At 52.0% G+C, this 22,771-nt stretch carries 24 protein-coding genes and 1 tRNA gene; 11 read left to right on the forward strand and 14 right to left on the reverse strand.

All coding sequences use genetic code 11. From position 1 onward, the window contains the following. Positions 1-13 precede the first annotated feature (13 nt). On the forward strand, positions 14-1,273 hold the full coding sequence (locus IMZ38_RS00980; RefSeq protein ID WP_193436860.1) for an adenosylhomocysteinase: 1,260 nt from the start codon (positions 14-16) through the stop codon (positions 1,271-1,273). 14 nt (positions 1,274-1,287) lie between these two features. Here IMZ38_RS00980 and IMZ38_RS00985 read toward each other — a convergent pair. Continuing rightward, positions 1,288-1,361, reverse strand: a tRNA-Ile gene (locus IMZ38_RS00985). A gap of 125 nt (positions 1,362-1,486) precedes the next feature. Then, complete coding sequence (locus tag IMZ38_RS00990; RefSeq protein ID WP_193436347.1) at positions 1,487-2,509, reverse strand: NAD(P)/FAD-dependent oxidoreductase; 1,023 nt, start codon at positions 2,507-2,509, stop codon at positions 1,487-1,489. 78 nt (positions 2,510-2,587) lie between these two features. On the opposite strand from IMZ38_RS00990, the gene IMZ38_RS00995 reads away from it, so the two are divergent. Next, complete coding sequence (locus IMZ38_RS00995; protein ID WP_193436348.1) at positions 2,588-3,538, forward strand: aldo/keto reductase; 951 nt, start codon at positions 2,588-2,590, stop codon at positions 3,536-3,538. On the opposite strand, the gene IMZ38_RS01000 is transcribed toward IMZ38_RS00995, so the two are convergent. The 4 genes from IMZ38_RS01000 to IMZ38_RS01015 all read right to left on the reverse strand — a co-directional run bounded on the left by IMZ38_RS01000 (position 3,528) and on the right by IMZ38_RS01015 (position 6,530). After that, a complete protein-coding gene (locus IMZ38_RS01000) occupies positions 3,528-4,007 on the reverse strand; it encodes a RecB-family nuclease (protein ID WP_227410888.1) in 480 nt (159 codons plus the stop codon). The two genes, IMZ38_RS00995 and IMZ38_RS01000, sit on opposite strands and share 11 nt — an antisense overlap. Beyond that, a complete protein-coding gene (locus IMZ38_RS01005; RefSeq protein WP_193436861.1) occupies positions 3,976-4,947 on the reverse strand; it encodes a DNA cytosine methyltransferase in 972 nt (323 codons plus the stop codon). Before IMZ38_RS01005 ends, IMZ38_RS01000 begins: the two co-directional genes overlap by 32 nt. Position 4,948: 1 nt before the next feature. Then, positions 4,949-5,488 carry a transcription factor TFIIE gene (locus tag IMZ38_RS01010; protein ID WP_193436349.1) on the reverse strand — a complete coding sequence of 180 codons (540 nt, stop codon included), beginning with the start codon at positions 5,486-5,488 and terminating at the stop codon, positions 4,949-4,951. Positions 5,489-5,606: 118 nt separating this feature from the next. Continuing rightward, on the reverse strand, positions 5,607-6,530 hold the full coding sequence (locus IMZ38_RS01015; protein ID WP_193436350.1) for a DNA methyltransferase: 924 nt from the start codon (positions 6,528-6,530) through the stop codon (positions 5,607-5,609). Positions 6,531-6,841: 311 nt separating this feature from the next. Between IMZ38_RS01015 and IMZ38_RS01020 the strand changes: the two genes are divergently transcribed. Together IMZ38_RS01020 and thsB are read left to right on the forward strand one after the other, a co-directional pair. Then, positions 6,842-7,102, forward strand: a complete 261-nt coding sequence (locus tag IMZ38_RS01020) for a hypothetical protein (RefSeq protein WP_193436351.1) — start codon at positions 6,842-6,844, stop codon at positions 7,100-7,102. Positions 7,103-7,169: 67 nt separating this feature from the next. Further along, the gene (gene thsB, locus IMZ38_RS01025; RefSeq protein WP_193436352.1) at positions 7,170-8,816 is read left to right on the forward strand and encodes a thermosome subunit beta; all 1,647 of its coding nucleotides are present in this window, start codon (positions 7,170-7,172) and stop codon (positions 8,814-8,816) included. Positions 8,817-8,831: 15 nt separating this feature from the next. On the opposite strand, the gene IMZ38_RS01030 is transcribed toward thsB, so the two are convergent. The 3 genes from IMZ38_RS01030 to IMZ38_RS01040 are packed head-to-tail and all read right to left on the reverse strand — an operon-like array spanning position 8,832 to position 10,639. Then, entirely contained in the window at positions 8,832-9,830 is a 999-nt protein-coding gene (locus IMZ38_RS01030) for an ATP-binding protein (RefSeq protein ID WP_193436353.1), read from the reverse strand. Positions 9,831-9,886: 56 nt separating this feature from the next. Continuing rightward, on the reverse strand, positions 9,887-10,231 hold the full coding sequence (locus IMZ38_RS01035; protein ID WP_193436354.1) for a hypothetical protein: 345 nt from the start codon (positions 10,229-10,231) through the stop codon (positions 9,887-9,889). A gap of 51 nt (positions 10,232-10,282) precedes the next feature. Continuing rightward, a complete protein-coding gene (locus IMZ38_RS01040; RefSeq protein WP_193436355.1) occupies positions 10,283-10,639 on the reverse strand; it encodes a DNA-directed RNA polymerase subunit G in 357 nt (118 codons plus the stop codon). Between the two features lie 78 nt (positions 10,640-10,717). On the opposite strand from IMZ38_RS01040, the gene IMZ38_RS01045 reads away from it, so the two are divergent. From IMZ38_RS01045 to IMZ38_RS07290, 3 genes are read left to right on the forward strand one after another with little or no spacing between them, the layout of a single operon-like run. After that, entirely contained in the window at positions 10,718-11,176 is a 459-nt protein-coding gene (locus tag IMZ38_RS01045; RefSeq protein ID WP_227410889.1) for an Lsm family RNA-binding protein, read from the forward strand. Positions 11,177-11,181: 5 nt separating this feature from the next. Further along, entirely contained in the window at positions 11,182-12,228 is a 1,047-nt protein-coding gene (gene tgtA / locus IMZ38_RS01050) for a tRNA guanosine(15) transglycosylase TgtA (protein ID WP_227410890.1), read from the forward strand. 39 nt (positions 12,229-12,267) lie between these two features. Next, positions 12,268-12,750: an HAD domain-containing protein gene (locus tag IMZ38_RS07290; protein ID WP_227410891.1), complete on the forward strand. Its 483-nt coding sequence runs from the start codon at positions 12,268-12,270 to the stop codon at positions 12,748-12,750. Here IMZ38_RS07290 and IMZ38_RS01055 read toward each other — a convergent pair. The 3 genes from IMZ38_RS01055 to IMZ38_RS01065 are packed head-to-tail and all read right to left on the reverse strand — an operon-like array spanning position 12,701 to position 15,160. After that, positions 12,701-13,444 (reverse strand): proteasome assembly chaperone family protein, encoded by a 744-nt coding sequence (locus IMZ38_RS01055; RefSeq protein ID WP_193436356.1) that lies wholly within the window; start codon positions 13,442-13,444, stop codon positions 12,701-12,703. The two genes, IMZ38_RS07290 and IMZ38_RS01055, sit on opposite strands and share 50 nt — an antisense overlap. Continuing rightward, positions 13,431-13,922, reverse strand: coding sequence for a PUA domain-containing protein (locus IMZ38_RS01060; protein WP_193436357.1), 492 nt, complete (start codon positions 13,920-13,922; stop codon positions 13,431-13,433). Before IMZ38_RS01060 ends, IMZ38_RS01055 begins: the two co-directional genes overlap by 14 nt. Positions 13,923-13,945: 23 nt before the next feature. Then, positions 13,946-15,160 (reverse strand): proteasome-activating nucleotidase, encoded by a 1,215-nt coding sequence (locus tag IMZ38_RS01065; protein WP_193436358.1) that lies wholly within the window; start codon positions 15,158-15,160, stop codon positions 13,946-13,948. Between the two features lie 80 nt (positions 15,161-15,240). On the opposite strand from IMZ38_RS01065, the gene IMZ38_RS01070 reads away from it, so the two are divergent. The 3 genes from IMZ38_RS01070 to IMZ38_RS01080 are packed head-to-tail and all read left to right on the forward strand — an operon-like array spanning position 15,241 to position 17,384. After that, positions 15,241-15,750: a multiprotein bridging factor aMBF1 gene (locus IMZ38_RS01070; protein WP_193436864.1), complete on the forward strand. Its 510-nt coding sequence runs from the start codon at positions 15,241-15,243 to the stop codon at positions 15,748-15,750. A gap of 3 nt (positions 15,751-15,753) precedes the next feature. Continuing rightward, positions 15,754-16,821, forward strand: a complete 1,068-nt coding sequence (hflX, locus tag IMZ38_RS01075) for a GTPase HflX (RefSeq protein ID WP_193436359.1) — start codon at positions 15,754-15,756, stop codon at positions 16,819-16,821. Continuing rightward, complete coding sequence (locus tag IMZ38_RS01080; protein WP_193436360.1) at positions 16,818-17,384, forward strand: tRNA (cytidine(56)-2'-O)-methyltransferase; 567 nt, start codon at positions 16,818-16,820, stop codon at positions 17,382-17,384. Before hflX ends, IMZ38_RS01080 begins: the two co-directional genes overlap by 4 nt. On the opposite strand, the gene IMZ38_RS01085 is transcribed toward IMZ38_RS01080, so the two are convergent. Further along, a complete protein-coding gene (locus IMZ38_RS01085) occupies positions 17,358-18,557 on the reverse strand; it encodes a hypothetical protein (protein WP_193436361.1) in 1,200 nt (399 codons plus the stop codon). The two genes, IMZ38_RS01080 and IMZ38_RS01085, sit on opposite strands and share 27 nt — an antisense overlap. 89 nt (positions 18,558-18,646) lie before the next feature. On the opposite strand from IMZ38_RS01085, the gene IMZ38_RS01090 reads away from it, so the two are divergent. Then, positions 18,647-19,639: a hypothetical protein gene (locus IMZ38_RS01090; RefSeq protein ID WP_193436362.1), complete on the forward strand. Its 993-nt coding sequence runs from the start codon at positions 18,647-18,649 to the stop codon at positions 19,637-19,639. Positions 19,640-19,662: 23 nt separating this feature from the next. Here IMZ38_RS01090 and IMZ38_RS01095 read toward each other — a convergent pair whose 3' ends face one another. Next, on the reverse strand, positions 19,663-22,752 hold the full coding sequence (locus IMZ38_RS01095) for a hypothetical protein (protein WP_193436363.1): 3,090 nt from the start codon (positions 22,750-22,752) through the stop codon (positions 19,663-19,665). Positions 22,753-22,771 lie beyond the last annotated feature (19 nt).

Genomic DNA, 22,771 nt, shown 5'->3' on the forward strand with positions numbered 1-22,771 from the left:
GATGGTGGTGAGCTTGGATTACAGGGTTAAGGATTTAAGCCTCGCGCCCGAGGGAAGCCTCAAGATTGAATGGGCTGAGAAGCACATGCCTGTTCTCGTGCTCCTGCGTAGGAGAAGCCGTGATGAAAAACCTTTCAAAAACCTCAGGATCGGCGCAGTCCTACACGTTACCAAGGAGACAGCTGTCCTGATGAAGGCTTTCAAGGATGCTGGGGCTGAAGAGGTACTACTAGCCGGGAGCAACCCGTTGTCAACACAGGATGATGTCGCCGCCGCCCTGGTCGAGTACGGGGTAAGGGTTTACGCTTGGAGGGGTCAGTCGCCCGAGGAATACTACTGGTGTTTGAGAAAGATTGCCGAGAGCCAGCCGGACATAGTGCTTGATGATGGAGCAGACCTCCACGCCCTCCTGCACTCGGAATACCCTGGTTTAGCCGAGAGAATAGTGGGAGGGACTGAGGAGACAACCACCGGTGTGAACAGGCTGGTTGCCATGGAGAGGGAAGGGGTTCTCAAATACCCTGTGATAGCCGTGAACAACGCCTACACAAAGCACATGTTCGACAACAGGTATGGGACAGGGCAGAGCACTTTCGACGGAATACTGAGAGCCACCAACATACTTGTGGCTGGCAAGGTCGTCGTGGTAGCGGGGTATGGATGGGTTGGCAAGGGAATTGCCTCGAGAGCCCGGGGGCTGGGGGCTAGGAGGGTTATCGTAACCGAGGTTGACCCTATAAGGGCTCTTGAAGCAGTCCACGACGGCTTCGAAGTCATGAAGATGGCTGAGGCAGCCCCTCTCGGGGACGTGTTCATCACGGCCACGGGCAACAAGGCAGTTATCAGAGGGGAGCATTTCCAGCTCATGAAGGATGGCGCCATACTTGCTAACGCAGGCCACTTCAACGTTGAGGTCTGGATACCGGATCTCGAGAAGCTGTCGGTGGGGAAGAGGCTTATCAGGAGCAATGTCGAGGAGTATGTGCTGAGGGATGGGAGAAGGCTCTACCTGCTCGCAGAGGGCCGTTTGGTAAACCTGGCCGCGGCTGAAGGACACCCAAGCGAGGTAATGGACATGAGCTTCGCCAACCAGTTCATCGCTGCCAAATACCTTGTAGAGAACAAGCACGCGTTGAAGCCAGCAGTCATGAACCCGCCGCTCGAAGCTGACAAAATGGTCGCGCGCTTGAAACTAGAGTCAATGGGTATATCCATTGACGAGCTGACCGCGGAGCAGGAGGAGTATTTGAAGTCGTGGAAGGCTGGCACATAGGAGGACTGTTTAAATGGGCCCGCGGGGATTTGAACCCCGGTCCACCCGGTTATGAGCCGGGCGCTCTACCTGGCTGAGCTACGGGCCCTCGAAACCCCTCATGATTCTTAACTAGTCTATTGGTTTTTTAATCTTAACGCCACGCGGCCGGCTCGAGATTTTTCACTATAGGCGTGTTTCGAAAAAGAGATTCCCCCGGTCCCGCTGTGAGGGTTACCTGGGCGCTGACCCTCCCGCATGCTTTAGGGCGCAGACGTATTTGCAAGCCGCGTCAGCAGCTATCGCCCCATCCGCGGCTGCTGTTATTATCTGTTCAAACCTGTACTTGAACGGCCCTCCCGCCGCGTCGCCTGCTACGAATATGCCTGGCAGGTTTGTGCTCCTGTCAACCTTAACCATCACCCTCCCGGTCTCGTCGAGCTCGAGACCTATCTTCTTGAAGAACTCGACGGGTGGTTGAAGCCCTATCTCAACGAAGACCCCGTCCACGTTTACAACGCTCTCCTCCCCGGTAGCCAGGTTTAGAACCCTGATCGCTTCAACCCTGTCCCTGCCGATAATCTCCTTGATAACGCTGTCGAGTAAGAATTTGATGTTTGGATTGCTCCTGGCTGCTTCAACGTAAACGTTGAAAGCCCTGAACTCGCTCCTCCTGTGTATCAAGTATACTTTAGAAGCTATCTTAGCCAGGTATATGGCTGAGGTTAGCGCAGCGTTGCCTCCTCCAACAACCGCTACCGTTTTACCCTTGAACAATGGCCCGTCACAGGTTGCGCAGTAGGAAACCCCCTTACCAACAAGCTCCTTCTCGCCTGGAACACCAAGCTTCTTCTTCTCCGAGCCAACCGCTAGGATTATGGAGTAAGCACACACCTCCTTCTTCAAATCCCTCAGCCTCACACACCAAAGGTTTTCCTCAGGCTTCCTCACAACGTCGACAACCTCGTCGATGACTATTGGGACATTATACTTCTTCACATGCTTCACAAACTTGTCGGCGAGATCGTTGCCTGAGACATCGGGTACTCCAATATAGTCGTCAACCAGGGGTGCCTCCGTGATGTTGCCCCCTAGCAGCTTCGTCACTAAGAGTGTTTTATGCCCGTATCTCACACTGTACAGCGCGGCTGTCAAACCTGCCGGTCCTCCCCCGACCACGATGGTCTCATACCTGTCCTCTATCGCGGGAGCGGTTCTCGCCGCGGATAAACCGGTAATCCTGAACTTAGTGCTCATTAGGTTCACCTAAACATGGTAATAAGCTTCAAGCGTTTTAAACCATGAAGCACATACTTGTAAACAGGTGTGTGGCTCTTGGAGTACACTACTCTTGGCTGGACTGATTTAAAAGTTTCAAGAATAGGATTGGGCACGTGGCAGTATAGTGAGGCATGGGGGTTAACCGATTACGAGAAGGCTAAGCAGGTGATCGCTAAAGCGGTTGAGCTAGGCATAAACTTCTTCGACACCGCCATGGTTTACGGGAGAGGGATGAGCGAGGAGTTCCTGGGAAGAGCCCTTAAGGAGGTTGGTGTTAATAGAGACGAGGTGGTTATCGCTACTAAAATACCTGGCGAGTTCCTGAACCCGCACGACATCTTCAAGTCTGTGGACAAGTCCCTGAAAAGGCTTGGGGTTGACTCAATAGACCTGCTCCAGCTTCACTGGCCTCCCTGCTGGCACAACTTCCCCACTTCAACCTATGCTAAAACGCTTGAAAGGCTTGTCCTCCTGGGCAAGGTTAAATACCTTGGAGTCAGCAACTACCCGGTGGTGTTGATCGAGGAGTTGAGATCATCCTTCTCCTTCACCGACATTGTCAGCATGCAGTACAGGTTCAACCTGGCTGAGAGGTGGGCTGAGGAGGAGCTGATACCTTATGCTGAAGCAAACGACCTCACCTTCATACCCTGGAGCCCCCTGGCTAAGGGGGCTTTAACAGGGAAGTACTCGCCGGGAGCCCTGCCCGAGTTCAAGGATGTCAGGGGCGGTGAGGCTGTTTTCCACCCTGAGAACTTTGCGAAGCTTGAGAAGCTGTTGAACACGCTGCGCGATGTGGCTGCAAAATATGGTAAAACTCCTGCCCAGGTCGTGCTGAACTGGATGCTGAAGTACAGTCCTGTCATACTGCCAATACCGGGTGCTAAGACGCCGGAGCAGGTTGAGGAGCTGGCTGGGGCGCTCGGCTGGGAGCTCTCCTACGAGGATTGGAGAAGGATTGACGAGGAGAGCCGTGCTGTAAAGATATCCTACGCTACCTGGTAGTCCTCAGTAGTAATGCATTGTAGACTATGACGCCGGATAAGGCGGTGGCCGGCAAGCCCTTAGGGAAGTTCCTAATCCATACTGTTTTAACGTTTTCAAGCTCCTTCCTACTAGGCTCTACATCACCCGCGTTTAGAACCACCGCGGCATTTCCGCCTGTTGTGAAAACCTCTTCAAACCCCTTTTCCTCGCCTTCATCGCTCAAGTAGTAGACCGGGTCGGCACCCAGGATTCTCGAAACATCTGCCAGCTCCGGTAGAACTATCAGGGGCTTCCCAGCCTTGTAGGCTATTTTATGAGCCTCCGGCACACCTATCTGTGCCGCTGCCCCTATGGGTTTGACGATCACGGGGGTGAACCCGTCGACCAGGTACATTGTCTTAAGGAATTCTACAACCTTGTGTATTCCTGTTGGAGAGTAGAGCACAACGTACATTTCAACCCCCTTCCTCATCCAGCTTATTGGCAACGTATAAACCTATCGCCTTGGCGAGAGGCGGGGGGACCGCCTCACCGATCATATTGTACTGGTCGTCCCTGCCCCCTGTGAAGACGAATGAGTCTGGGAAACCCATGAGCCTTGCCTGCTCCCTAACTGTTAGAAACCTGTTCTCGTAGGGATGTATGAAGCGTGAGGATCCCAGCACAGTGGGGGCTATCCTGCGCGGGTGAAGCCTTATCAGGTTTGGAAGCTCCTTCTCAGCCCCCTGGTAGTGGATCATGGCCTCGCCCCAGTCGAGCATGCTCATCCTTTTAACCTTTCTACGGGAAGGCTCCTTCGGGGGTTCGTGATTAGGCGGGAAGCCTCCCGGAGGGGGGAGATTGCTGAGCGCCTCCTCAACCGTTACGACCCTGGGGCTGGGGGGAGGCTGTATTCTAATGTTTGAAACAAACACTCTTCTCCGGTGGCTTGGAGTGCCGTACTCTTCGGCTTCGAGAATGTTGAAGTAAACCTTCTCGTACCCGGCTCTTTCAAACTCGCCTAGCAGAGTGTCTTTTAAACCATCCTCGGTTATTGCTGGAACATTCTCCATCACGAAAACCCTGGGCTGGAGAACCCCCAGGATCCTGATGTAGTGGAGTGTTAGCTGCCCGGCAGGGTCCTTGTACAGCCTGTCCAACGGGTTGCGCTCCCGCCTCGGGTTCGCTCCTGTGAAAGGCTCGCAGGGAGGGCTCCCTATTAACACATCTATTTTCACATCCTTCAGCGTCTTCCTCAGCAGTGGATCACTAACCTCCTTAATGTCTTCGAGCAGGACTTTCACTGTTGGAAAGTTCAGCTTGTACGTAAGCCCTGCAGGATTGTAATTGTCCACGGCGAGGATTGTTCTAAACCTGCGTGTCAGGTGGAAGCCGAGGGAGAATCCTCCTGCCCCGCAGAACAAGTCTACTACGGTGTATTCTTTCAACTCAGAGCTCACTCAGCTCAGCTATTTTCTCATCAAGCTCCTTGATTTTCGACTGGAGGAGTGAAACTATCTCGTCATTGTTAGACTCTAGGAGGTCTGCTCCCTCGTTAACGCATTTGAAATCGTTCAGGTAGGCTTCCTCGAAGGAGTATCTTCTGCCGCACACCGGGCACTCGTAGATAATGTTATCCCTCTCGTAGCTGAGCCTGGCCTCAAGCTTCTCCCTAGCCTTCTTCAACCTGTTGAGCACGAAGCTCTTAAGCGCAACCTTGTTTAAAACCCATGTGTGAAGGGTTGCATCCCCTGTCTTCAGCTTCCCGGGCACTATTATTGCTTCCTCGGACATTTTCTGAAGAACCTTCCTCCCTTCATTAGACTTGATCCCGGTGTCCTTGGTTAGGGTTTCCTCAGCCACGTACCCGTTGTTCTCCAGCATGTAGTCGAATAATTGCAAGGCTATCTCTCCATAAGTCTTACGGATGATGTCCCTGGCAATCCTCATTAAAGCATTATCCTCTTTCCTCGGCAGCGTAACCACCATTCCAAGTCGGCAGAGCCCAGTTCATTTTTTAATTTATAAATACCCACTCATAAATTCAACTCTTACCTACGAGCCCTAGCGTGATACTATGAGGGCTGGCGGGGGTTTCCACTATTGTTTAAAGCTTCAGCTCGACGAAGTCTTGCCTACCACTATACCTCAGCCTTGAATCCTTGCCAACAGGCTTCCTGAGTATGAAGAGTTTTTCATGATATATCAGCAGGAAATCCCTGTTTCTCAAACGGCTCCAAACCTCCCTGGTCGTTTTCATCTTGTGCTGTATTTTAACAACCTCCTCCATCAGCACGAAGCCGGTGTCTAGAAGTGTTAGCAGGACGTAGTGGGTTAGCGGGACATAGTGCTTCCTAACCCGTGTGTCGCCTACGAGGATTGCTAGGGTCTTCCCGGGTTTAAGCACCCTGTAAATCTCCCTGGCCACCTCCTTGAACAAGGCCAGGAACTCCTCTAGCCCTCTCACAGCTGAGAGGTCTCCCTCAGACTTCTCCACGCCATACCTGACTATGTTGAGGTAGGGCGGGTGTGTCGCCACCAAGTCCACGCTATCATCCTGTATCTTATCCAGCCTCCTCGCATCCCCGTGGTAGATTCTATACCAGCCCCGCGGGGCACCACTGCCCTCTAGTGCTTTAACCAGGTAGTAAAGCCTGTGATGGGTTAGCATTACAGCATGATAGTTTAAATCCACGCCGATACAGTTCCTCCCGAGCAACACGGCTTCAACACACGTCGTCCCCGAGCCAACCATGGGGTCTAATACAACATCTCCTTCACCAGTGTACTTGAGGATTAGCGCACGCGGGATTTGGGGAGGCCAGTTTCCCCTGTAATCTCCTTTATGAGTAGCCCAAGAGCCTCGCTTAGGGAAGCTCCAGACAGTGGTTGAAACATCGGGGAGCTCCTGCGAGGAGGGCTCAAGCCTCGTCACCTTGATAGGTTTAAGCGGGATGATTTGATCATCAATAGTTATGCTAGCGTTCCGGGAGGCGAAGTCCAAGTACTCCTCAACCAACACCTCTCTCACACATACCAGCCTCGGCCAGGGTCTCGGCGGGCCTGCAGGGGTGTGACAACCTTGTAATCCATCTTGCTCCTGAACACTGGTGTAACAATCCTCGGCAAGCCTACTACTCCTTAATTAAATATTAATTACATTTAAACCTGAATTACTCCAGCAACCCCCAGCTCCTGGAGGAGTGCTGAGTGAACCGTTGCGAAACCACCATGGTAGCGGGAGTGTTTGAAATACCGTGCAGAAGCAACCACCCGCTTAGTTCACGGTTAAAAGACAGTGTAAGCATAAATTGCTGGAGAGGCCCCCGGGTGCTTACTAGGTTGAGCCATAAGCTGTTAAAGCTGAAGGTTAGGAGTAAGGGTTGTGCAAGCTGCACTCTCACAGCAGTACGCCACCTCCTCAGGATACCTGGCGTGAAAGGCGTGAGGACTGCTGGGGATTACCTGGTCGTTGTAATGGATCCCGGGGCTGACCACACCCTGGTTTTAAACAATGAGGAGTTGAACCTTTACTACAGGATTGTTGACTGGGAGGTTGCCTTGGAGGCTCCTCCCCAAGGCTTCAAGCTTTCCAAGGGATAGAAAAGTTTATATAGAAGCCATTAAATTCACAGATCATTGGATCCTTAGTTTACGAGGGTGAATGAAAATGGCTGTCGAACCAACTGGAATACCTGTATTAATACTTAAGGAGGGAACCCAGAGAACCGCTGGTAGGGATGCTTTAAGAACCAACATAATGGCTGCTAGAGCGGTTGCTGAAATGGTTAAGACAACGTTCGGGCCGAAAGGCATGGACAAGATGCTGGTTGACGCTCTTGGAGACGTCACCATCACCAACGACGGTGCGACAATCCTTGACAAGGCTGAGATACAGCACCCAGCCGCTAAAATGCTCGTCCAGGTGGCGAAGAGCCAGGACAGCGAGGTTGGGGATGGAACTAAGAGAGCTGTTGTCTTCTCCGGCGAGCTGTTGAAGAATGCTGAGGAGTTGCTGGCTAAGAATATTCATCCAACACTCATAATCGCCGGCTACAGGAGGGCGATGGAGGAGGCTTTGAACCTGCTCTACCAGCTCTCAGAGCCGATAAGCATTGACGATGAGGAGTCGTTGAAGAAGATTGCCAAGACCTCTCTAACCAGCAAAGCAGTGCACGATGCCAGGGAGTACTTTGCCGAGATGGCTGTTAAAGCGGTTAAACAGATCGTTGAGCTGAGAGGAGACAAGTACTATGTCGACCTTGACAACATCCAGATAATCAAGAAGTATGGAGGCGCCCTGCTCGACTCAATGCTGGTCTACGGCATCGTGCTGGACAAGGAGGTTGTCCACCCTGGAATGCCGAGAAGGGTTAGCGAGGCTAAGATAGCCCTGCTCGACGCACCCCTCGAGATCGAGAAGCCCGAGATCGATGCTGAGATAAGGATTAACGACCCAAGCCAGCTGAAAGCCTTCCTGCAGCAGGAAGAGGAAATACTGATGAAGCTTGTGGACAAGATCGTTGAGATAGGTGCTAACGTGGTCATAACTCAGAAGGGTATTGACGAGGTTGCCCAGCACTTCCTCGCTAAGAAGGGCATCCTCGCTGTGAGAAGGGTTAAGAGGAGCGATCTAGAGAAGTTGGAGAGAGCGACCGGCGGCAGGATCGTGAGCAACATCGACGACTTGAAGCCCGAGGATCTGGGCTACGCTAAGCTGGTTGAGGAGAGGAAGATTGGAGAGGACAAGATGGTGTTCGTTGAGGGATGCAAGAACCCAAGAGCTGTGAGCATTGTGATAAGGGGTGGTTTAGAGAGGCTTGTCGACGAAGCTGAGAGAAGCATGAGGGATGCCCTGTCCGCAGTGGCAGACGCTATCAAGGATGGACGCATAGTACCCGGCGGTGGAGCAATAGAGATAGAGCTGGCTAAGCACATCAGGAAGCTAGCGACGAAGGTTGGTGGGAAGGAGCAGCTCGCCATAGAGGCTTTCGCCAAAGCCCTGGAGGGACTCGTGGTGACTCTGATAGAGAACGCTGGGCTAGACCCTGTCGACATGATAATGAAGCTTAGAGCAGCCCATGAGAAAGACGATGGCAAGTACATCGGGGTAAACGTGTTCACCGGCGACATTGACGACATGTACAAGAACGGTGTTATCGAGCCTGTCAGCGTGGTGGCTAACGCTATAAAGGCTGGCACGGAGGCTTCAACAATAATCCTGAGAATCGATGACTTAATAGCTGCCAGCAAGCTTGAGAAAGGCGCTGAAGCAGGCAAGAAGCCTGGAGAAGAGGAGAAGAAAGAGGAAGACTAATCTTTTCAGTCTTCACTACTCAACCCTTATTAAAACAGGTTTTTTAAGGCTGGGATTGAAGAGGAGTGCTTCTCCAACATCCATGTAGGGAAGTATCCTAGCTGTTTCCTGGTCTAAGAAGAGGCTTCTCGAAACCACTTCTAAATCCATGTTAGACTTGACCGAGTGGATGATCTTAGTGTTAGTGTTGACTAGGACCTGGTCAACTATTAGCGAAGGCGACTGTGTTATAACGCAGAAGCCTATATTGTTCTTCCTGATCTCCCCCATCATCCTGGCTAGGAAGCCGACAGGGTTCTCCCTTCCCAGGTAGTTTTGAGCCTCCTCTACAAGTATCAAATACCTCTTTCTCAAGCCGTAGTTCATGTTAACCAGTCTGGCGAGAAGCATTGTACCATATATCCTTCTCACGTTAACATTCCGGATCAGTGACAAGTCCACTATCACGGGCTTGCCGGGTTCGGCCGCATCCACCGGTAGCCTGCTGTTACTGTTGAATAATCTGGCGTAGGGGTTTGAGGCTAGGATTTTCAGCTTTCTATGGAGTGAAAGCCTTGTCTCCCTTACCCAGCTAGCATCGTCGTAGTAGGCTTCCAGGGCTCTCGCAAGTGATTCAACACTCTCTAGCTTGCTTCCCTTCTCGCTGATGATTCTCCAGAGCAGGTACTCCTGCGGAGGAGTCAAGCCCAGTACGTCGCTGATAACTTCTACATCGCTCCTGGGGTCGCTGGTGCTGAGGAATTCCACCGGGTTTTCAAACGGGTTGAGCCTCACCCCTTCAGCCACCAGGTCACCGTACTCGCCGTGCCAGTCGAGAATTATCACTGGGATCCCTTTCAGGCTAACCCTCCACGCTATTCTAGAAGCAGTGTAGGACTTGCCTGTCCCGGTCGCCCCGACTATTAGGATATGCCTGTTCAACAGGTTTAAAGGTAGTCTAGCCTCAAGCCTTGGAACAGTGTTAATGGTCCAGCCTACCACAACATAGTCTCCAACCTGGTTACCGCTCTCCACCCTGTGCTGCACAGGGTATTTAACCCTGGGTTTTGCAACCGTGAAAGGTATGGTGTCTAGCCGCTTCCTCCGTAGAAAAAACTCCTCAGCCCTGAAGATAATGCTTGCTTCCAGGATTCCTCCTCAACGATTTCGAAATCCAGGGTTTTACAGGAAGCTTTCAGCAAGTTGTAGATGAGCTCGGATTCCCTGACAACCTCCCCGCTGCTCCCTGCCTCTATCATTATCAGGGAGTCGACGCCGGTGTGGGATATGCTTGTTAAAACATTGTAGACAACCCCAGGGTTTTCGAGAACCCTTTGCTTGATAAGCTCTTCAATCCTGGAGAGCTCCTTCCTAACCTCTTCCTCACCCGCGTTTATGAAGCGGTATATTCTTATAAGCCTGGGAGAATTCTTCACAACGCCCTTTGAAAAACAGGTTGCTTAAAATGTTTGGTCTTCAAACCTTTTTTATTGCTCGAAATCGGCTCCAACGAACACCTGGTCCATGGGGTTTAAGCCTAGCTGGGACGGGGTTTTCAGCACAACCAGGAATCCGTGTAGCGAAATAACTACTCTCTGGTTCTCGCCAATCCTGCCCACCGATACCACGTAGCCCTGGCCGCAGAAGTAGTGTTGGAGACAGCTCTCCTTCTCCCTTGAAACCTCAACCCTCATGTTCTTACCGGTTAGCATTGCCTTAGGGATGATGTCATTATGCAGCTCCAAGTCGAGCTTTGCCTCGCCGCAGGTAGCGTGCACCCTGTAAACCCTGGGCATTCTCAGGTCTTCGACCCCGTCAATAACGCATTCCAGCTTAACGCTCATGGCTATGCACTCTCGTAAACCTATTTAATCTGATTTTTAAGTAAGAATTAATAACGTTAAGCTAAATTAAAGCTTTAGGTGATCAAGGTGTCCGTGATTGATGCTTCAAGAAAGCTTGTGAGCGAGCTCTCAGGCATGATTGACAAGAAGGTTAAGGTTATCCTTAGCGATGGGCGGCATTACGAGGGTGTTCTAATCGGCTTCGACCACCCATCACTAAACCTGCTGATTCAAAACGCTGTAGACAATAACGGTGTCAAGTTCCCGAAGGTAGTGATAAAGGGGGATAGGGTTTCCGAGATACTTGTTTCCGAGGTCCCCTTGTTCGACCCCGAGGAGTTCAAGGATTTCCTGCTCCACGAGATGAAGATTGCTGAGCACCTGGTAAGGGTGATCCCGGAGGCCAGGATAGTGGAGGTTCAGGGAAGATACAGGGTTAGCGAGAAGGGTGTTGAAGGAGTTGGACCAATGGCTGAAACACTGTATAGTCTCTGGAAGAAGTATACTGCTGTTAAAGAAAAGGCTGTAAAGGGATAGGCGATTTGTACTTTGAGCCTAGAGAGTACGAGCTCGCGGGGAGGATAGGTAAGCTTAGGACAAGGCATGGAGTGATTGAAACCCCTTTTTTATTCCCTGTTGTAGACCCGGTTAGGCAGGCTCCTGGCTTAAACGTTCTGCATGAAATAGGCTACGACGGGTTCATCACGAACGCCTACCTTTTCTACAAGAGAAACAATGGAGCTGTAAGAAGCATTCACCAAGCCTTGAACTGGAGCAAGCCCATAATGACTGACTCAGGCGGATACCAGGTCCTCGTGTACGGCGATGTCGAGGTAGATAATAAAACCATTGTCGAGTACGAGAAGAACATAGGGGTTGACATAGGGGTTATACTAGATGTTCCAACAGGTAGCAAGATGACGTGGGAGGAGGCTCTTAAAGCCGTTCGCGAAACCTATAGGAGGGCTGCTGAAGCCTTGCCCCTCATAATGGATTCAGACCAGGTATGGGTCCTCCCGATCCAGGGGTCGCCCTACAAGGATCTCCTGGTGAGATCCTCGATCCAGGCGTGGAGGCTTCCCTACCAGATGTACGCTATAGGCTCGCCGACGCTGCTGCTGGAGAAGTATGAGTACAGGGTTATAGTCGAGCTCACAGCACTGGCTAAGCTACACCTCCCTCCTGACAGGCCCCTGCACGTCTTCGGCGTGGGGCACCCGATGATCATACCGTTCCTCGTAGCCGTGGGGGCAGACTTCTTCGACTCCGCGAGCTACATACTCTACGCAAGGGATGGAAGATACATGACGGAGACGGGGACGAAGAACATAAGTGATCTAACCTACCTCCCGTGCAACTGCCCTGTTTGCAGCCGGTACAGTGCTGAGGAGTTGAAGGAGCTGGGTAGCAGGGAGAGGGAGGAGCTTCTGGCAACCCATAACCTGCATGTCTTAATGAAGGAGTTGAGGAATGTTAAGCAGCATAAAAGGGAGGGCCGTTTATGGGAGCTTCTCGAGTACAGGAGTAAATCCCACCCGAGCTTGAGGAGAGCCTTCCACGTGGTTAGGAAGTACCGTGATATACTGTAGAAGTATAATCCTCGTTCAAAGCCTGATGGTAGAGCATTGATGATTATTGACAGGGACTCGCTTGAAAACCCCAGGCTGGCTCACGCTAGGAGGAGGAGCCTCCAGGTTCTAGAGAACCGGGTGAGAGGGAAGAGGGTTATCCTGATCCCGGCTCACTCCAAACCCTTCAACCACCAGCCAGAGTACTTGAAGCTAACGGTGGGCCAGGCTGGAGTGGGGGAGGGGTTTGAAGTCTTGTTCATACACCCAGCCCTGGGAGTGTTCCATCCCTCGCTATCCCCGACGTACCCGTTCTACCAGCATGAGGGCGGGATAACCAGGGATGTTTTAAACCACAAGCACCTTGCAAGGCTCATGGATAAGCTGGTAGAGAAGGCTGGGGCCCGTGATTTAATAGTCCTGGAGTCCTCGTGGATGAGCAGGGAGCTGTTTGAAAGGATAAGGAAGTATTCAAGACATGGGGATAAAATCCTTATATATAGCTTAGGCGAGATTTCTTCTCTGCTAGCTCGCTCTCCATAGCTTTCTCAATCTTCTCCCTCTCCATCTCTATAGCGTCAATAATCTTGGCTTCTTCAAGCAGTGATGAAGTATCTATCTTAGTGTTCAGCAACTCCCCAACGATCTCGACAGCTACAGCACTGGCCCGCGGATCCGGCTTGTAGAGGTCTGTGTAAGCCAGGACTACTACCCCGTTTAAACCGTATGCTTCAACAAACATCATTGTCAAGGCTAACGGGCCTATTACATGCCTGTTCTTGAGGATTGGGGCGTTCAAGCTGATCCTGGTTCTCCCTATCGGTATCCACCTGTACTTCTCATCCTCGCTCTCCTTTAAACTAGGGTCTAACCCGCCGACCAGAACCGCCTCATCAACCTTGAAAGCCTTCATCAAGGATGCTGCGAACTCTGCGTAATCCGTTCTCTCATGTATGTGTGGAACCGCGTTGTTCAACAACACTAGTACTTTACGCCCGGACACCTCGCCCGCGTAGAGCTCGAACGGGTAGAGAAGCCCGCCATCCCCGTACAGGGTTACCTCGGGCATGTGCTTCGTCCTGATCAACCCTATCTTCTCAAGCTTCAGCTCCCTAACCAGGTGGCGGGTTGTCAAATATCCTACCATCCCGAAACCCTGGTAACCTGTTATGAACAGCGCGTTCTCGAAGAGTGATTTGTCAAGGCTTTTCAAAGGTATTATCTTAATGCTCCCCATGCTTACCTCCCACATACTCTCTTATCCTTATTGCTTCACCCCGTTTATAATATACTATTTCCCAGCCCGGGAGCATGGCTCTCCCCACAGCGATCACCTCATCCCCATCCATGACTAAAACCTCATCCTCCGGCCTCATCCCCGGGTCAGCCATTAACACGTGCTTGCTGAAGAGATTCCCGCCTTCACGTATGAAAACGCTGTACTCCGGCTTAACGTAAACCCGGTGATAGGGGTGGGGGAGGAGCTGGTTAAGCCTCCGCCCTGCCTCCAGGTGGAGGATGAACCTGTAGTCCTGTGCTCTCAGGGACAGGTATTTCTCCCCGTTAACAAGTATCATTCTCAGCTTGTAGGTTCTAGGGCTTAGGATGAAAACAGAGTCATCGGGGATGAAATCCTCCCCTCTAACGTTAAACTGGTACTCGGCTATCCTCCGCGCTTCATCCAGCTCCTCCTTTAAAGGCTTCCTCGTTATCAACCCTGAATCCTCGGCTTGAAAGCTTATTGATACACATACTTCACGTACTCCCCTTTATCTTTTACCTCTAGGGAGAACTCGTCAACTCTCCTATACTGCTTCTTACTCTTAACCTTCTCAACAGCTTTCAGGAAATCGCTCATGGAGACCACCCTCCTGTTCTCCCTGATAGCGTTGTACCCGGCCTCCGTGACAACGGCTTTGAGCTCGGCGCCGGAGAAGCCCTGGGTCATCTTGGCGATTGCTTTCAAGTCGACACTGCTGTCCAGCTTCATCCTGCGGGTGTGAATCCTCAGTATCTCAACCCTGCCGTCCAGGTCTGGGAGCGGTACTTCGATAAGCCTGTCAAGCCTTCCAGGCCTCAGGATGGCCGGGTCGAGGATGTCTATCCTGTTCGTCGCCGCGATAACCTTGATCCTGTCGAGGGGTTTGAAACCATCCAGCTCTGCGAGGAGCTGCATGAGTGTTCTCTGCACCTCTCTCTCACCGCTCGTCCCAATATCTATTCTCTTAGCCGCGATAGCGTCTACCTCGTCGATGAATATTATGGCAGGAGCCTTCCTGCGTGCGTAAGCGAAGAGCTCCCTGACTATCCTGGCTCCCTCACCTATGAACTTCTGAACCAGCTCACTCCCCACTATGCTTATGAACGTTGCGCCAGCTTCTGAGGCAACTGCCTTGGCGAGCATTGTCTTCCCGCAGCCTGGTGGGCCGTATAGTAGCACGCCTTTCGGAGGCTCGATGCCAACCTCCTGGAAGAGCTCAGGGTTCTTCAAAGGCAGCTCAACAACCTCCCGTAGCTCCCTTATCTGCTCGCTTAAACCACCTATATCATCGTACTTCACGCTAGGCTTTTCTATAACCTCCATAGACTGGACGAGGGCGTCAACATACTCTGGGAGAACATCCACTATTGTAGAACCCCTCTGGTTTAAAGCTACCCTTGCCCCGGGGACTATTCTAGACTTGTCAACGTTGTCTGAAACCGTGACTACAAGGGTTGGCCCTGTGCTACTTTTAACAAGAACCTTCCCATCCTGGAGCACGTTCTCGACTACAGCCTCGATCAAGGGTGAGGCGAGGAGCTTGTCGAGCTCGCTCCTGTAGTAGTTAAGCTTCAACAGAAGGTTCTTCCGCTCATTCTCCAGCGTTTTAACCTTGTTTTCAAGATACCTGACGTAATCCTCCTCGTTAACGACAACGTCAAGCCGATCCAGGTTTTCAATCTCACTACTCATAACGAAACCCGGTTTTATTATCCCATTATAAAACCCATTTAAACCATAGGTAGATATTGAAGCAGGGGTGTGGCGGGAAAATGCCATGCTACTGTGAAATATGTGGTAGAGAGGTAGAGGACAGCAGGGATTGTAGAAAGATCGTGGTAGAGGGGAGTGTTTTAATAGCATGCCCACAGTGCTACAACAGGCTTGTAACCCAGGGAAAGGCTAGGCCTTACATTGAGGAGAAGAAGAAAACACCACAGCCGAAGCCTGCGGCAACCCCGCCGAGGCCTAAAGCGGTCAGGGAGGAGTACGAGGTTGTCGAGGACTATGCTAAAAGGGTTAGGGAGGCTAGGGAGAGGCTTGGGTGGACGCAACAGGTACTGGCTCAGAAGGTTAAGGAGAGCGAGAACATTATCAAGAGGATTGAGGCTGGGAGGCTGAAGCCCGGGATAGACCTGGCTAGGAGGCTTGAGAAGGTTCTCGGGATAAAGCTCCTGGAGCCTATTGTAGACGAGTCTGCGCCGGCGTCAGGCAGGGGCGAGGACTACATAACCATTGGAGACCTCGTCAAGCTTAACAAGGAGGATAAGGGTGGTTCCTAAGGGTTGATCGTTGAGGTAGCGGTTCCGAAGAAGTATGTTGAATACCTTGATGAAGAGCTCAGCCTCGTGAGAACTGTTTACCCCGTGATCGAGGATGTTTTCGTTGTTAAGAAGCCGAGCAGGAAAACATACGTCTCGGCGCCAGTGCTCGACGAGTTGAGGAAGAAGAGGTTTGACAAGCTCGTTGTAATGGACTCGCTGAAGCCGACGCAGATAATAAACCTTGTCAGGGAGCTGAGGAAGGATGTTGTAGACCGGTCAATGCTCATCCTCGAGATCTTTGCAAACCATGCTGGAAGCCTCGAGGCTAAGCTCCAGATAGAGCTGGCACAGCTGAGGCGCAACCTCCCGCTGATCAAGGAGGCTATAAGGTATGCTAAGATAGGGGAGATGCACGGTTTCCTCGGGGCTGGAGAGTACGGGTTTGAAAAATACTACTTCATGCTGAAGAGGAGGGAGAACAAGGTTAGAAGGGAGATTGAACGGGTTAGGAGGACGAGGTCGCTGAGAAGGGAGAGGAGGGAGAGGCTGGGATACCCTCACGTAGCAATCATAGGCTATACGTGCGCGGGGAAGACAACCCTTTTCAACAGGCTGACAAGGCTCAGCAAGCCCGTGGGCCCCGAGCCCTTCACAACCCTCACCCCGAAGTCGTACAAGGTGAGGTTTAACAGCCTTGAAGCCGTGGTGACAGATACTGTTGGCTTCATAAGGGATCTGCCGCCGGAGGTTGTTGAAGCATTCTACGCTACTCTCGAAGAGGTTGCCGAGTCCGACCTAATCCTCAACGTCCTAGACTCCTCGAAGCCGTTGGAGAGGATTATGGGGGAGGTTGAAACCTCCATGAGCATTCTCAGCAAAATAGGGTGTAAGGGTAAGCCTTTAATCCATGTTTTAAACAAGATAGACCTGGTCAGCAGTGAAAGGTTGAACGGGATCATGGAGGGTTTGACGAGGGTTTTAAACAATGACCAGGATAGCTTACTGCCTATTTCAGCGGAGAAGGACATCAACATTGATAAGCTGATAATGCTTGTTGAGGCAACGCTGAGGAAGGTGTTGAGGAAGTGAGCCCTGCGAAAATCTATGTTTTAAGATACGGGCACAGGCCTCAAAGGGATAAAAGGGTTACAACCCACGCCCTGCTGGTTGCAAGAGCTTTCGGAGCGAACGGCTTCATACTCGGGGATGTCGTGGACGAGAAGATTAAGGAGGCGTTCGAGAAGACCGTTAAGATCTGGGGAGGGCGCCTCCACTTTGAAATGGGGGTTGACTCCTTCAAGTACGCGCAGGAGTGGAGGAGGCACGGCTTCATTGTTCACTTGACAATGTATGGTTTACCGGTTGACAGCGTTATCGACGAGATAAGGGGGAGGGGTAGCGACATGCTTATTGTGATAGGTGCTTCCAAGGTTCCAAGATTCTTCTACGAGGTAGCGGACTACAATGTAGCGGTGGGCAACCAGCCCCACTCCGAGATAGCTGCGCTCGCCATATTCCTCGACAGGTACTACCAGGGGAGGGAGCTGTACTTCGAGCATGAGGGAGGGAGGTTGAGGATTATTCCCCATGAACGGGGGAAGAAGGTTGTTCCCAAGCATTCCTTCTCACCCCTGGACGCGGAGACCCGTTAACTCCACCTGAACCATAGTGCTCGCCACAACTGTCGAGACTAATTCAACCCCGTAGACAACGAGCGCTTCCTTCAATCCAAGCCCTGAAAGGCTTACTGTCAGGTTGAAAACTCCCTGAACCTGTAGAACACCCTGCGGGGGAGCTTCGACCACCATTCTGCCAATCCATGGGTGGGGCCCCGTGGACCCTATGCTTGAAGAATCTATGAGGACCGGTTGCATGATGTTGACGCGTGGGTCGTAAACATAGGCTGTTACAAAAATCCTGGAGCTCTTGGTAGCGTTGATTATTGAAGCATTAACTGTGAAAGAAGCCTCGAGGTCGTCGTAGACCAGCGCAGCCCTGAACACCTGCACGTAGGTGTGGCCGCCTTGAAGCCCAAGGTACGGTGAAAGGGAGGACAGGTTCAGCTTGAGGATGCCGTTTTCATAGATGAGGCCGCGCGCTGGATCTGTTAAAACCCCGTTGTAGGTTATGAAGGAGTAGTAAGGCTTGCTCGGCAACTCCCCGTAGGTTAGCCAGCCGTAGTTCTGAACCATGCTCACAGTGCAGAGGTACGGGGTTGGAATGGTCTGGTAGCATTGAACAGGCCCCTTCTCAATCAATGTTTTAAAATCCGGCCCTGTGTTAGTGTAGTTGACTATTCCAAGCCCAACCTTGTACCCAGCCCAGTCCAGGTTTAAAACAAGCTGGGTCCTCGATGCGCTGTTTAAATAGCTGACCAGCTCCTCATCTATAACCGTCCTCCCCACGATCTCAGGGGGCGCGGTCTGCAGCCAAGGGTCTCTCCAAGGTGAGTAGTAGAGGAGTACTCCCCCGGATAAGACCACGCCGGTTTTAAACGGGATACCAGTGTAGTTCAGCGGGAAGAGGAGTTCACCGCTCACGGTTTCCGAAACCTTCGCCAACGACCTATAGCCCTCGTACTCTTTAAACACTGCCTCGATGAGAACCGGCTGGACTGTTTTAACTATGAGGTAGAGCTCACCGTTGAGGACTCTGAGGCTGAGCAGGGGCGGGTTTGTAATGCTCGTTAAAGACTCCACAGTGCTTTTCTGAACACTCCTCCACGACTCAATACTCTGCGTGTAGGAGTATGCGAGCTGTGAAACCATCATAACAGTTATAACGAGGACCAGGTAGCCGCCCACTATTGTGCTGACAGATTTCAAGCAGACCCCTTTCACGACAGAGTCTTTTTCAAGGAGTGTGTTTCGCGAAACTATTATATCCCAGGCCTCCTTATAATTTATTGATGCGTATGGGCAGTATCACTATAACCATTAGCGTTGACAAGCTGGCTGTTCTAGCCTCCATAGCGATCGTGATCGCTCTTTCAGCATGGATTCTCACAGTAGATTACGGCGCATCCTACACCTGGATACTTCCGCTGGATACTGCTCAATCAATAACAGGCCACTGGAAGACGAGCACTGCCATAGGGGTCTACGACCTAGGGTTTGAACGAGCCAACTACTCCAACACTGTGATAGTTAACGGGGTGTTCACCCAGGTGTTCGTGGACAGGGTTGACACGGGCTACGCGATAATCGTTGCTAAAGGCTTCAACCCTTACGTAGTGCTCATCACTACCGCAGTGCTGGTTAACATTTTCTTAGCAGCGGCTAGGAGGCTTAGAGGGGTGCGTTACAGCGGCTTCCCGCTGGACATGGTCTTCCTAGCACTGCTTGCATCGGCAACACTCCTCTCCCTGGCCCCGTACATCAGCGAGGGCTACACGCTCGGCTACGGTGTTCACGAGTACCCGGTTAAAGAGTATTTCTTCAAGGACCTCCCTTACAACCAGCTCTCATCCAACACTAGCCTGCAGCTAGGCTTCTACAGGTTTGCCTATAACATAACCGTCACCAATGTCCCCGGCGGAAGCCTTGTCAGAATATGGTTTACACCAGGCAACGACACTGTCCTGCTCCCAACCCTCATCTACGTTGAAGAGGAGGGAACGGGGAATGCTACGAGACTGCTGGTCTCGAACAATAACGAGGTTTTCACAGCCTTCTACGTCTCCGGCGGTAGAGAAGGCGCTACGGGCGTGCTGAAAATACTTGTCTTCTCCGAGAAGCAGTTGAGCTCCTCGGCAATAGGCTACTACGTGCTCAGCTTTTACAACGGCAAGAATAATCCAAGCATCACGGGCTTCGCTCTACCAGTGGTCTTCACACTAGTGCTAACAGTGTTCAACCTTCCCCAGCCGAGAATCTGGGCAAGGGCTAAGACTGCGAGGAATGTTTGAGTTTGGGTAAAAAAGATTTTTCATTACCCGGGTCTCCTAGGCCTCATGTAGGCTAGCAGGCCTAGGGCCGCGCCAACAAGGCCTATCACTAAGGCTATTATCCCTATCGAGTAGCTCATCGACGCTTGTGATGAAACATCGTCAAGCCTGCTTGACAGCTGGTTGAGACTGCTGTGGAGAGTGCTCACCCGGCCTTCTAGATCGCTAACCCTGCTGTTCAAGTCTCCAACATCCTCTCCTAGGCTTTCGAGATCGCTGGAAATATTGTTGACGAGGCTGCTCAGCCCGGTGAGGCTCTCCTCCAGCTCATTAATCCTTGACGACAGCTCCTGGATAGTGGTTAAAGCGTTTTCAAGCCTGGTTCTCAAGTCCTCTATACTGTCGGTTAAGGACGTGTTAACCATTTCAAGCTGCTGGCTCAGGTTTGCGATTAGCTGCTCAAGCTCCATGATTCTCTGCCTCAAGAGGCTTATCTCACCGCTCAAGGTAGCGTTGACCAGGTTCAGCTGCCCGGTGAGATCGCTGATCATGTCCTGGAGGAGGGCTATCTCCTGCGACAGCTCCTCTATCATGGACTCGACTCCTGCTAGCTGCTGCTCCAGCATGGAGAGCCTGGCCTCTATCTCGTCAAGCCTCTGAGTTATCTCTAAAGGTATTATAACCAGAACTGGAAGCTCAGCCGAGGACTCGTTGCCGCCGGGGTCTTCATAGTACAGTGTAACCATGTAGAGCGCTGGCTGCGAGAAAGGTATTGTAAGGGATGGGTACCCGTAGCTGCTTACGAGCAGTCCATTGGAGTTGACGTACCAGCCTGTCTGGATGTAGAAGGCGTAGAACATTAAGGCGTCTGTGCCGTTGACGAGGACTGCTTTGAACACTGTGCCTGGTTTCAAGCCTGAGCCGTAGATCCTTATGATTCCGGAGCCTTCCAGCACGAGCTCGTCCTTGCCCAGGGCCGTAGCTATTATCCTCCCCTCTATCTCGAGCTCTGTGACTGTTTCGTCGAGAAGCCATACTGCCTCAACAGTGCCTGTCTCCTCGCCCTCGAGCACTATGCTGTAGCTGCCTCCCGGCACAGAGGGGGCTAGGCCTGTGAACACCACTCTGCCCGAGTAGTCGGCTCTTGCCGTGCCGGCGAGGACTCCTCCAACATATATGTTGACTGTTTCGTTAACGCCGAAGCCGTAGCCGAGGACTTGAATATAGTCTCCTAGGTAAGCCACCTCACCTGTCGGGTAGTAGACTATTATCTGGGTTCCATTGTAGGATGCTGAAGCCCTGGGGGCGTCCCTGGGCTCGTGCTCGTAGTCCAGTACGAGCCAGAAGGCGCTGGGCTGGATCACCAGGGTGGTGTTGAGGATTACTCCAGACTCCACACCCTCAACCCTGAGCTCCTGGACTCCTCCCGGAACATCGAGCGGTATCCTGATCACGAAGGTTGCGTTACCGTCTACGTCAACACTGTCCGTGTATATCAGCCTGTTAGCCAGGTAGACGTTGACTGTTTCACCGGATGCGAAGCCGTAGAGCGCTATCGATATTGTGTCGCCTATCTTAACGCTCGGGCCGGTTAACAGCTCCATTAAAGCCGTGACTGAAACATAGGATGAGGTTGCCAGCACGCCTCCGCTGTCAAGCTTCACGAGCAGTTGGTAGGTTCCATAGGACATGTTTGTTGCGAAGTAGTTTCCAAGCTCTGGTATGTGGAAGAATCCTGTGTTGTCAGCGTAAACGTCTCCAACCGGGAACACGTAGCAGTTGGTGGCGCAGAGCCAGATCTCGGAGACCCCTGTGCCCTCGATGAAGCCGTAGCCGTAAACTGTTAAGCCGTGGACGCTGCTGTATTTACCTGGGATGCTGCTGGGCTGTACTACGGCGAACGGTGTTGAAAGGTAGAAGTAGGCTTCGTAAACCCCGTCGGTCACGAGTATGGTCACGTTGCCCTCCTCAACCAGCTCCGGCACCGGCAGGGCGAACTCCGCGTAGCCGTTTTCATCAGTGGCTTCCTGAACCATTAGCACGCCGTTAACGTAGACGTATATCAGCGTCCCGGGCTGGAAGCCCGCGGCCCTGAACCATATGAGCGTGCTAGGCTGGTACACGTCCGGGCCCAGCAGCTCGATGTAGGGGAGCACGGTGTAGAGCGCGCTGGGGAAGACGTATGTTTCCTCAGCAGTCTCCACGACGAGGTAGTAGACTCCTCCTGCGAGAGGTGTGCTATTGTATTGGCTTAGATCGTAGATGTAGAGGAAGCCGTCGGAGTCGGTGAAGAAGTTTTCGAGCGGGAACACGTAGCACAGCGCCGGGTTTGAGACGCTGCACAGCTTTATGCTTTCAACCTCGGCCTCCGCGGGGAAGCCGAGACCCCATACCTCGACCTCCATGAGGTCTTCAACTGTTCCCCGCCCCTCCGTCGGGTTTATGAAGGCTATCGGGTTAATGGTGAGAATCCCCGGTTGCTGGTAGTCGTTGAACTCGGCGTCGCTGTCAGCCCACACCTCGTGCTCCCCGCCTGGTATGCTGGAGCCGGTTATGTCGACCAGGTAGAACTCGTACTCGAACATGCCGCTGGTGTTGGCGTATACAGGCTCCTCGAGCTCGTAGTAGTATTCTCCAAGGTAGAAGCCGTAGACGCCTGCACCCTCTTCGAAGCCGAAGCCTGAGACATGGATCTTCTTCGGCAGCCCGTTCTCGTCAAGGATTGTTGTAACCGATGGTGAAACCATTATGAGCGGGTAAACGCTCCTGTACACGCTTATAGACTCCGTGCCGAATATTATCTGGATCCATAGCACATTGTATGCTGTGTCGCCGATGTTGAACAGCTCGTATGGGACATGGAGTATAACACTGTATGTTCCCGGGTCTGGGAAAATCGTTGTATTAGCGTAGTAAACCACCTCAGGGTTGTATGTGTGCCTTAACAGGAATGTTACCCTTGCGTATGGAACGGATGTTTGAATGGTTATGTTTACATCCTCACCAGGGTAGAGGTAGTCCCTGTCAGGGGTTATCGAGACGAGTTGGACAGGCTGTGCTTGAACAGGCTTAACTAGTGTTAGGTAGGGGGTAAGTAATGCCAGTATGATTAGTATTGACAAGATCTTCTTCAATCAGGCTCACCTGATCCCA

Origin of the sequence: Thermosphaera aggregans, from assembly GCF_014962245.1 — an archaeon.
Taxonomy (GTDB): domain Archaea; phylum Thermoproteota; class Thermoprotei_A; order Sulfolobales; family Desulfurococcaceae; genus Thermosphaera; species Thermosphaera chiliense.

Bases quoted from the DNA above. Each gene is read 5' to 3' on its own strand.
- IMZ38_RS00990 (WP_193436347.1), bottom strand. From the start codon at position 2,509: ATGAGCACTAAGTTCAGGATTACCGGTTTATCCGCGGCGAGAACCGCT.
- IMZ38_RS01010 (WP_193436349.1), bottom strand. From the start codon at position 5,488: ATGGTGGTTACGCTGCCGAGGAAAGAGGATAATGCTTTAATGAGGATT.
- thsB (WP_193436352.1), top strand. From the start codon at position 7,170: ATGGCTGTCGAACCAACTGGAATACCTGTATTAATACTTAAGGAGGGA.
- IMZ38_RS01040 (WP_193436355.1), bottom strand. From the start codon at position 10,639: ATGAGCGTTAAGCTGGAATGCGTTATTGACGGGGTCGAAGACCTGAGA.
- IMZ38_RS07290 (WP_227410891.1), top strand. From the start codon at position 12,268: ATGATTATTGACAGGGACTCGCTTGAAAACCCCAGGCTGGCTCACGCT.
- IMZ38_RS01055 (WP_193436356.1), bottom strand. From the start codon at position 13,444: ATGGGGAGCATTAAGATAATACCTTTGAAAAGCCTTGACAAATCACTC.
- IMZ38_RS01065 (WP_193436358.1), bottom strand. From the start codon at position 15,160: ATGAGTAGTGAGATTGAAAACCTGGATCGGCTTGACGTTGTCGTTAAC.
- IMZ38_RS01070 (WP_193436864.1), top strand. From the start codon at position 15,241: ATGCCATGCTACTGTGAAATATGTGGTAGAGAGGTAGAGGACAGCAGG.
- IMZ38_RS01090 (WP_193436362.1), top strand. From the start codon at position 18,647: ATGGGCAGTATCACTATAACCATTAGCGTTGACAAGCTGGCTGTTCTA.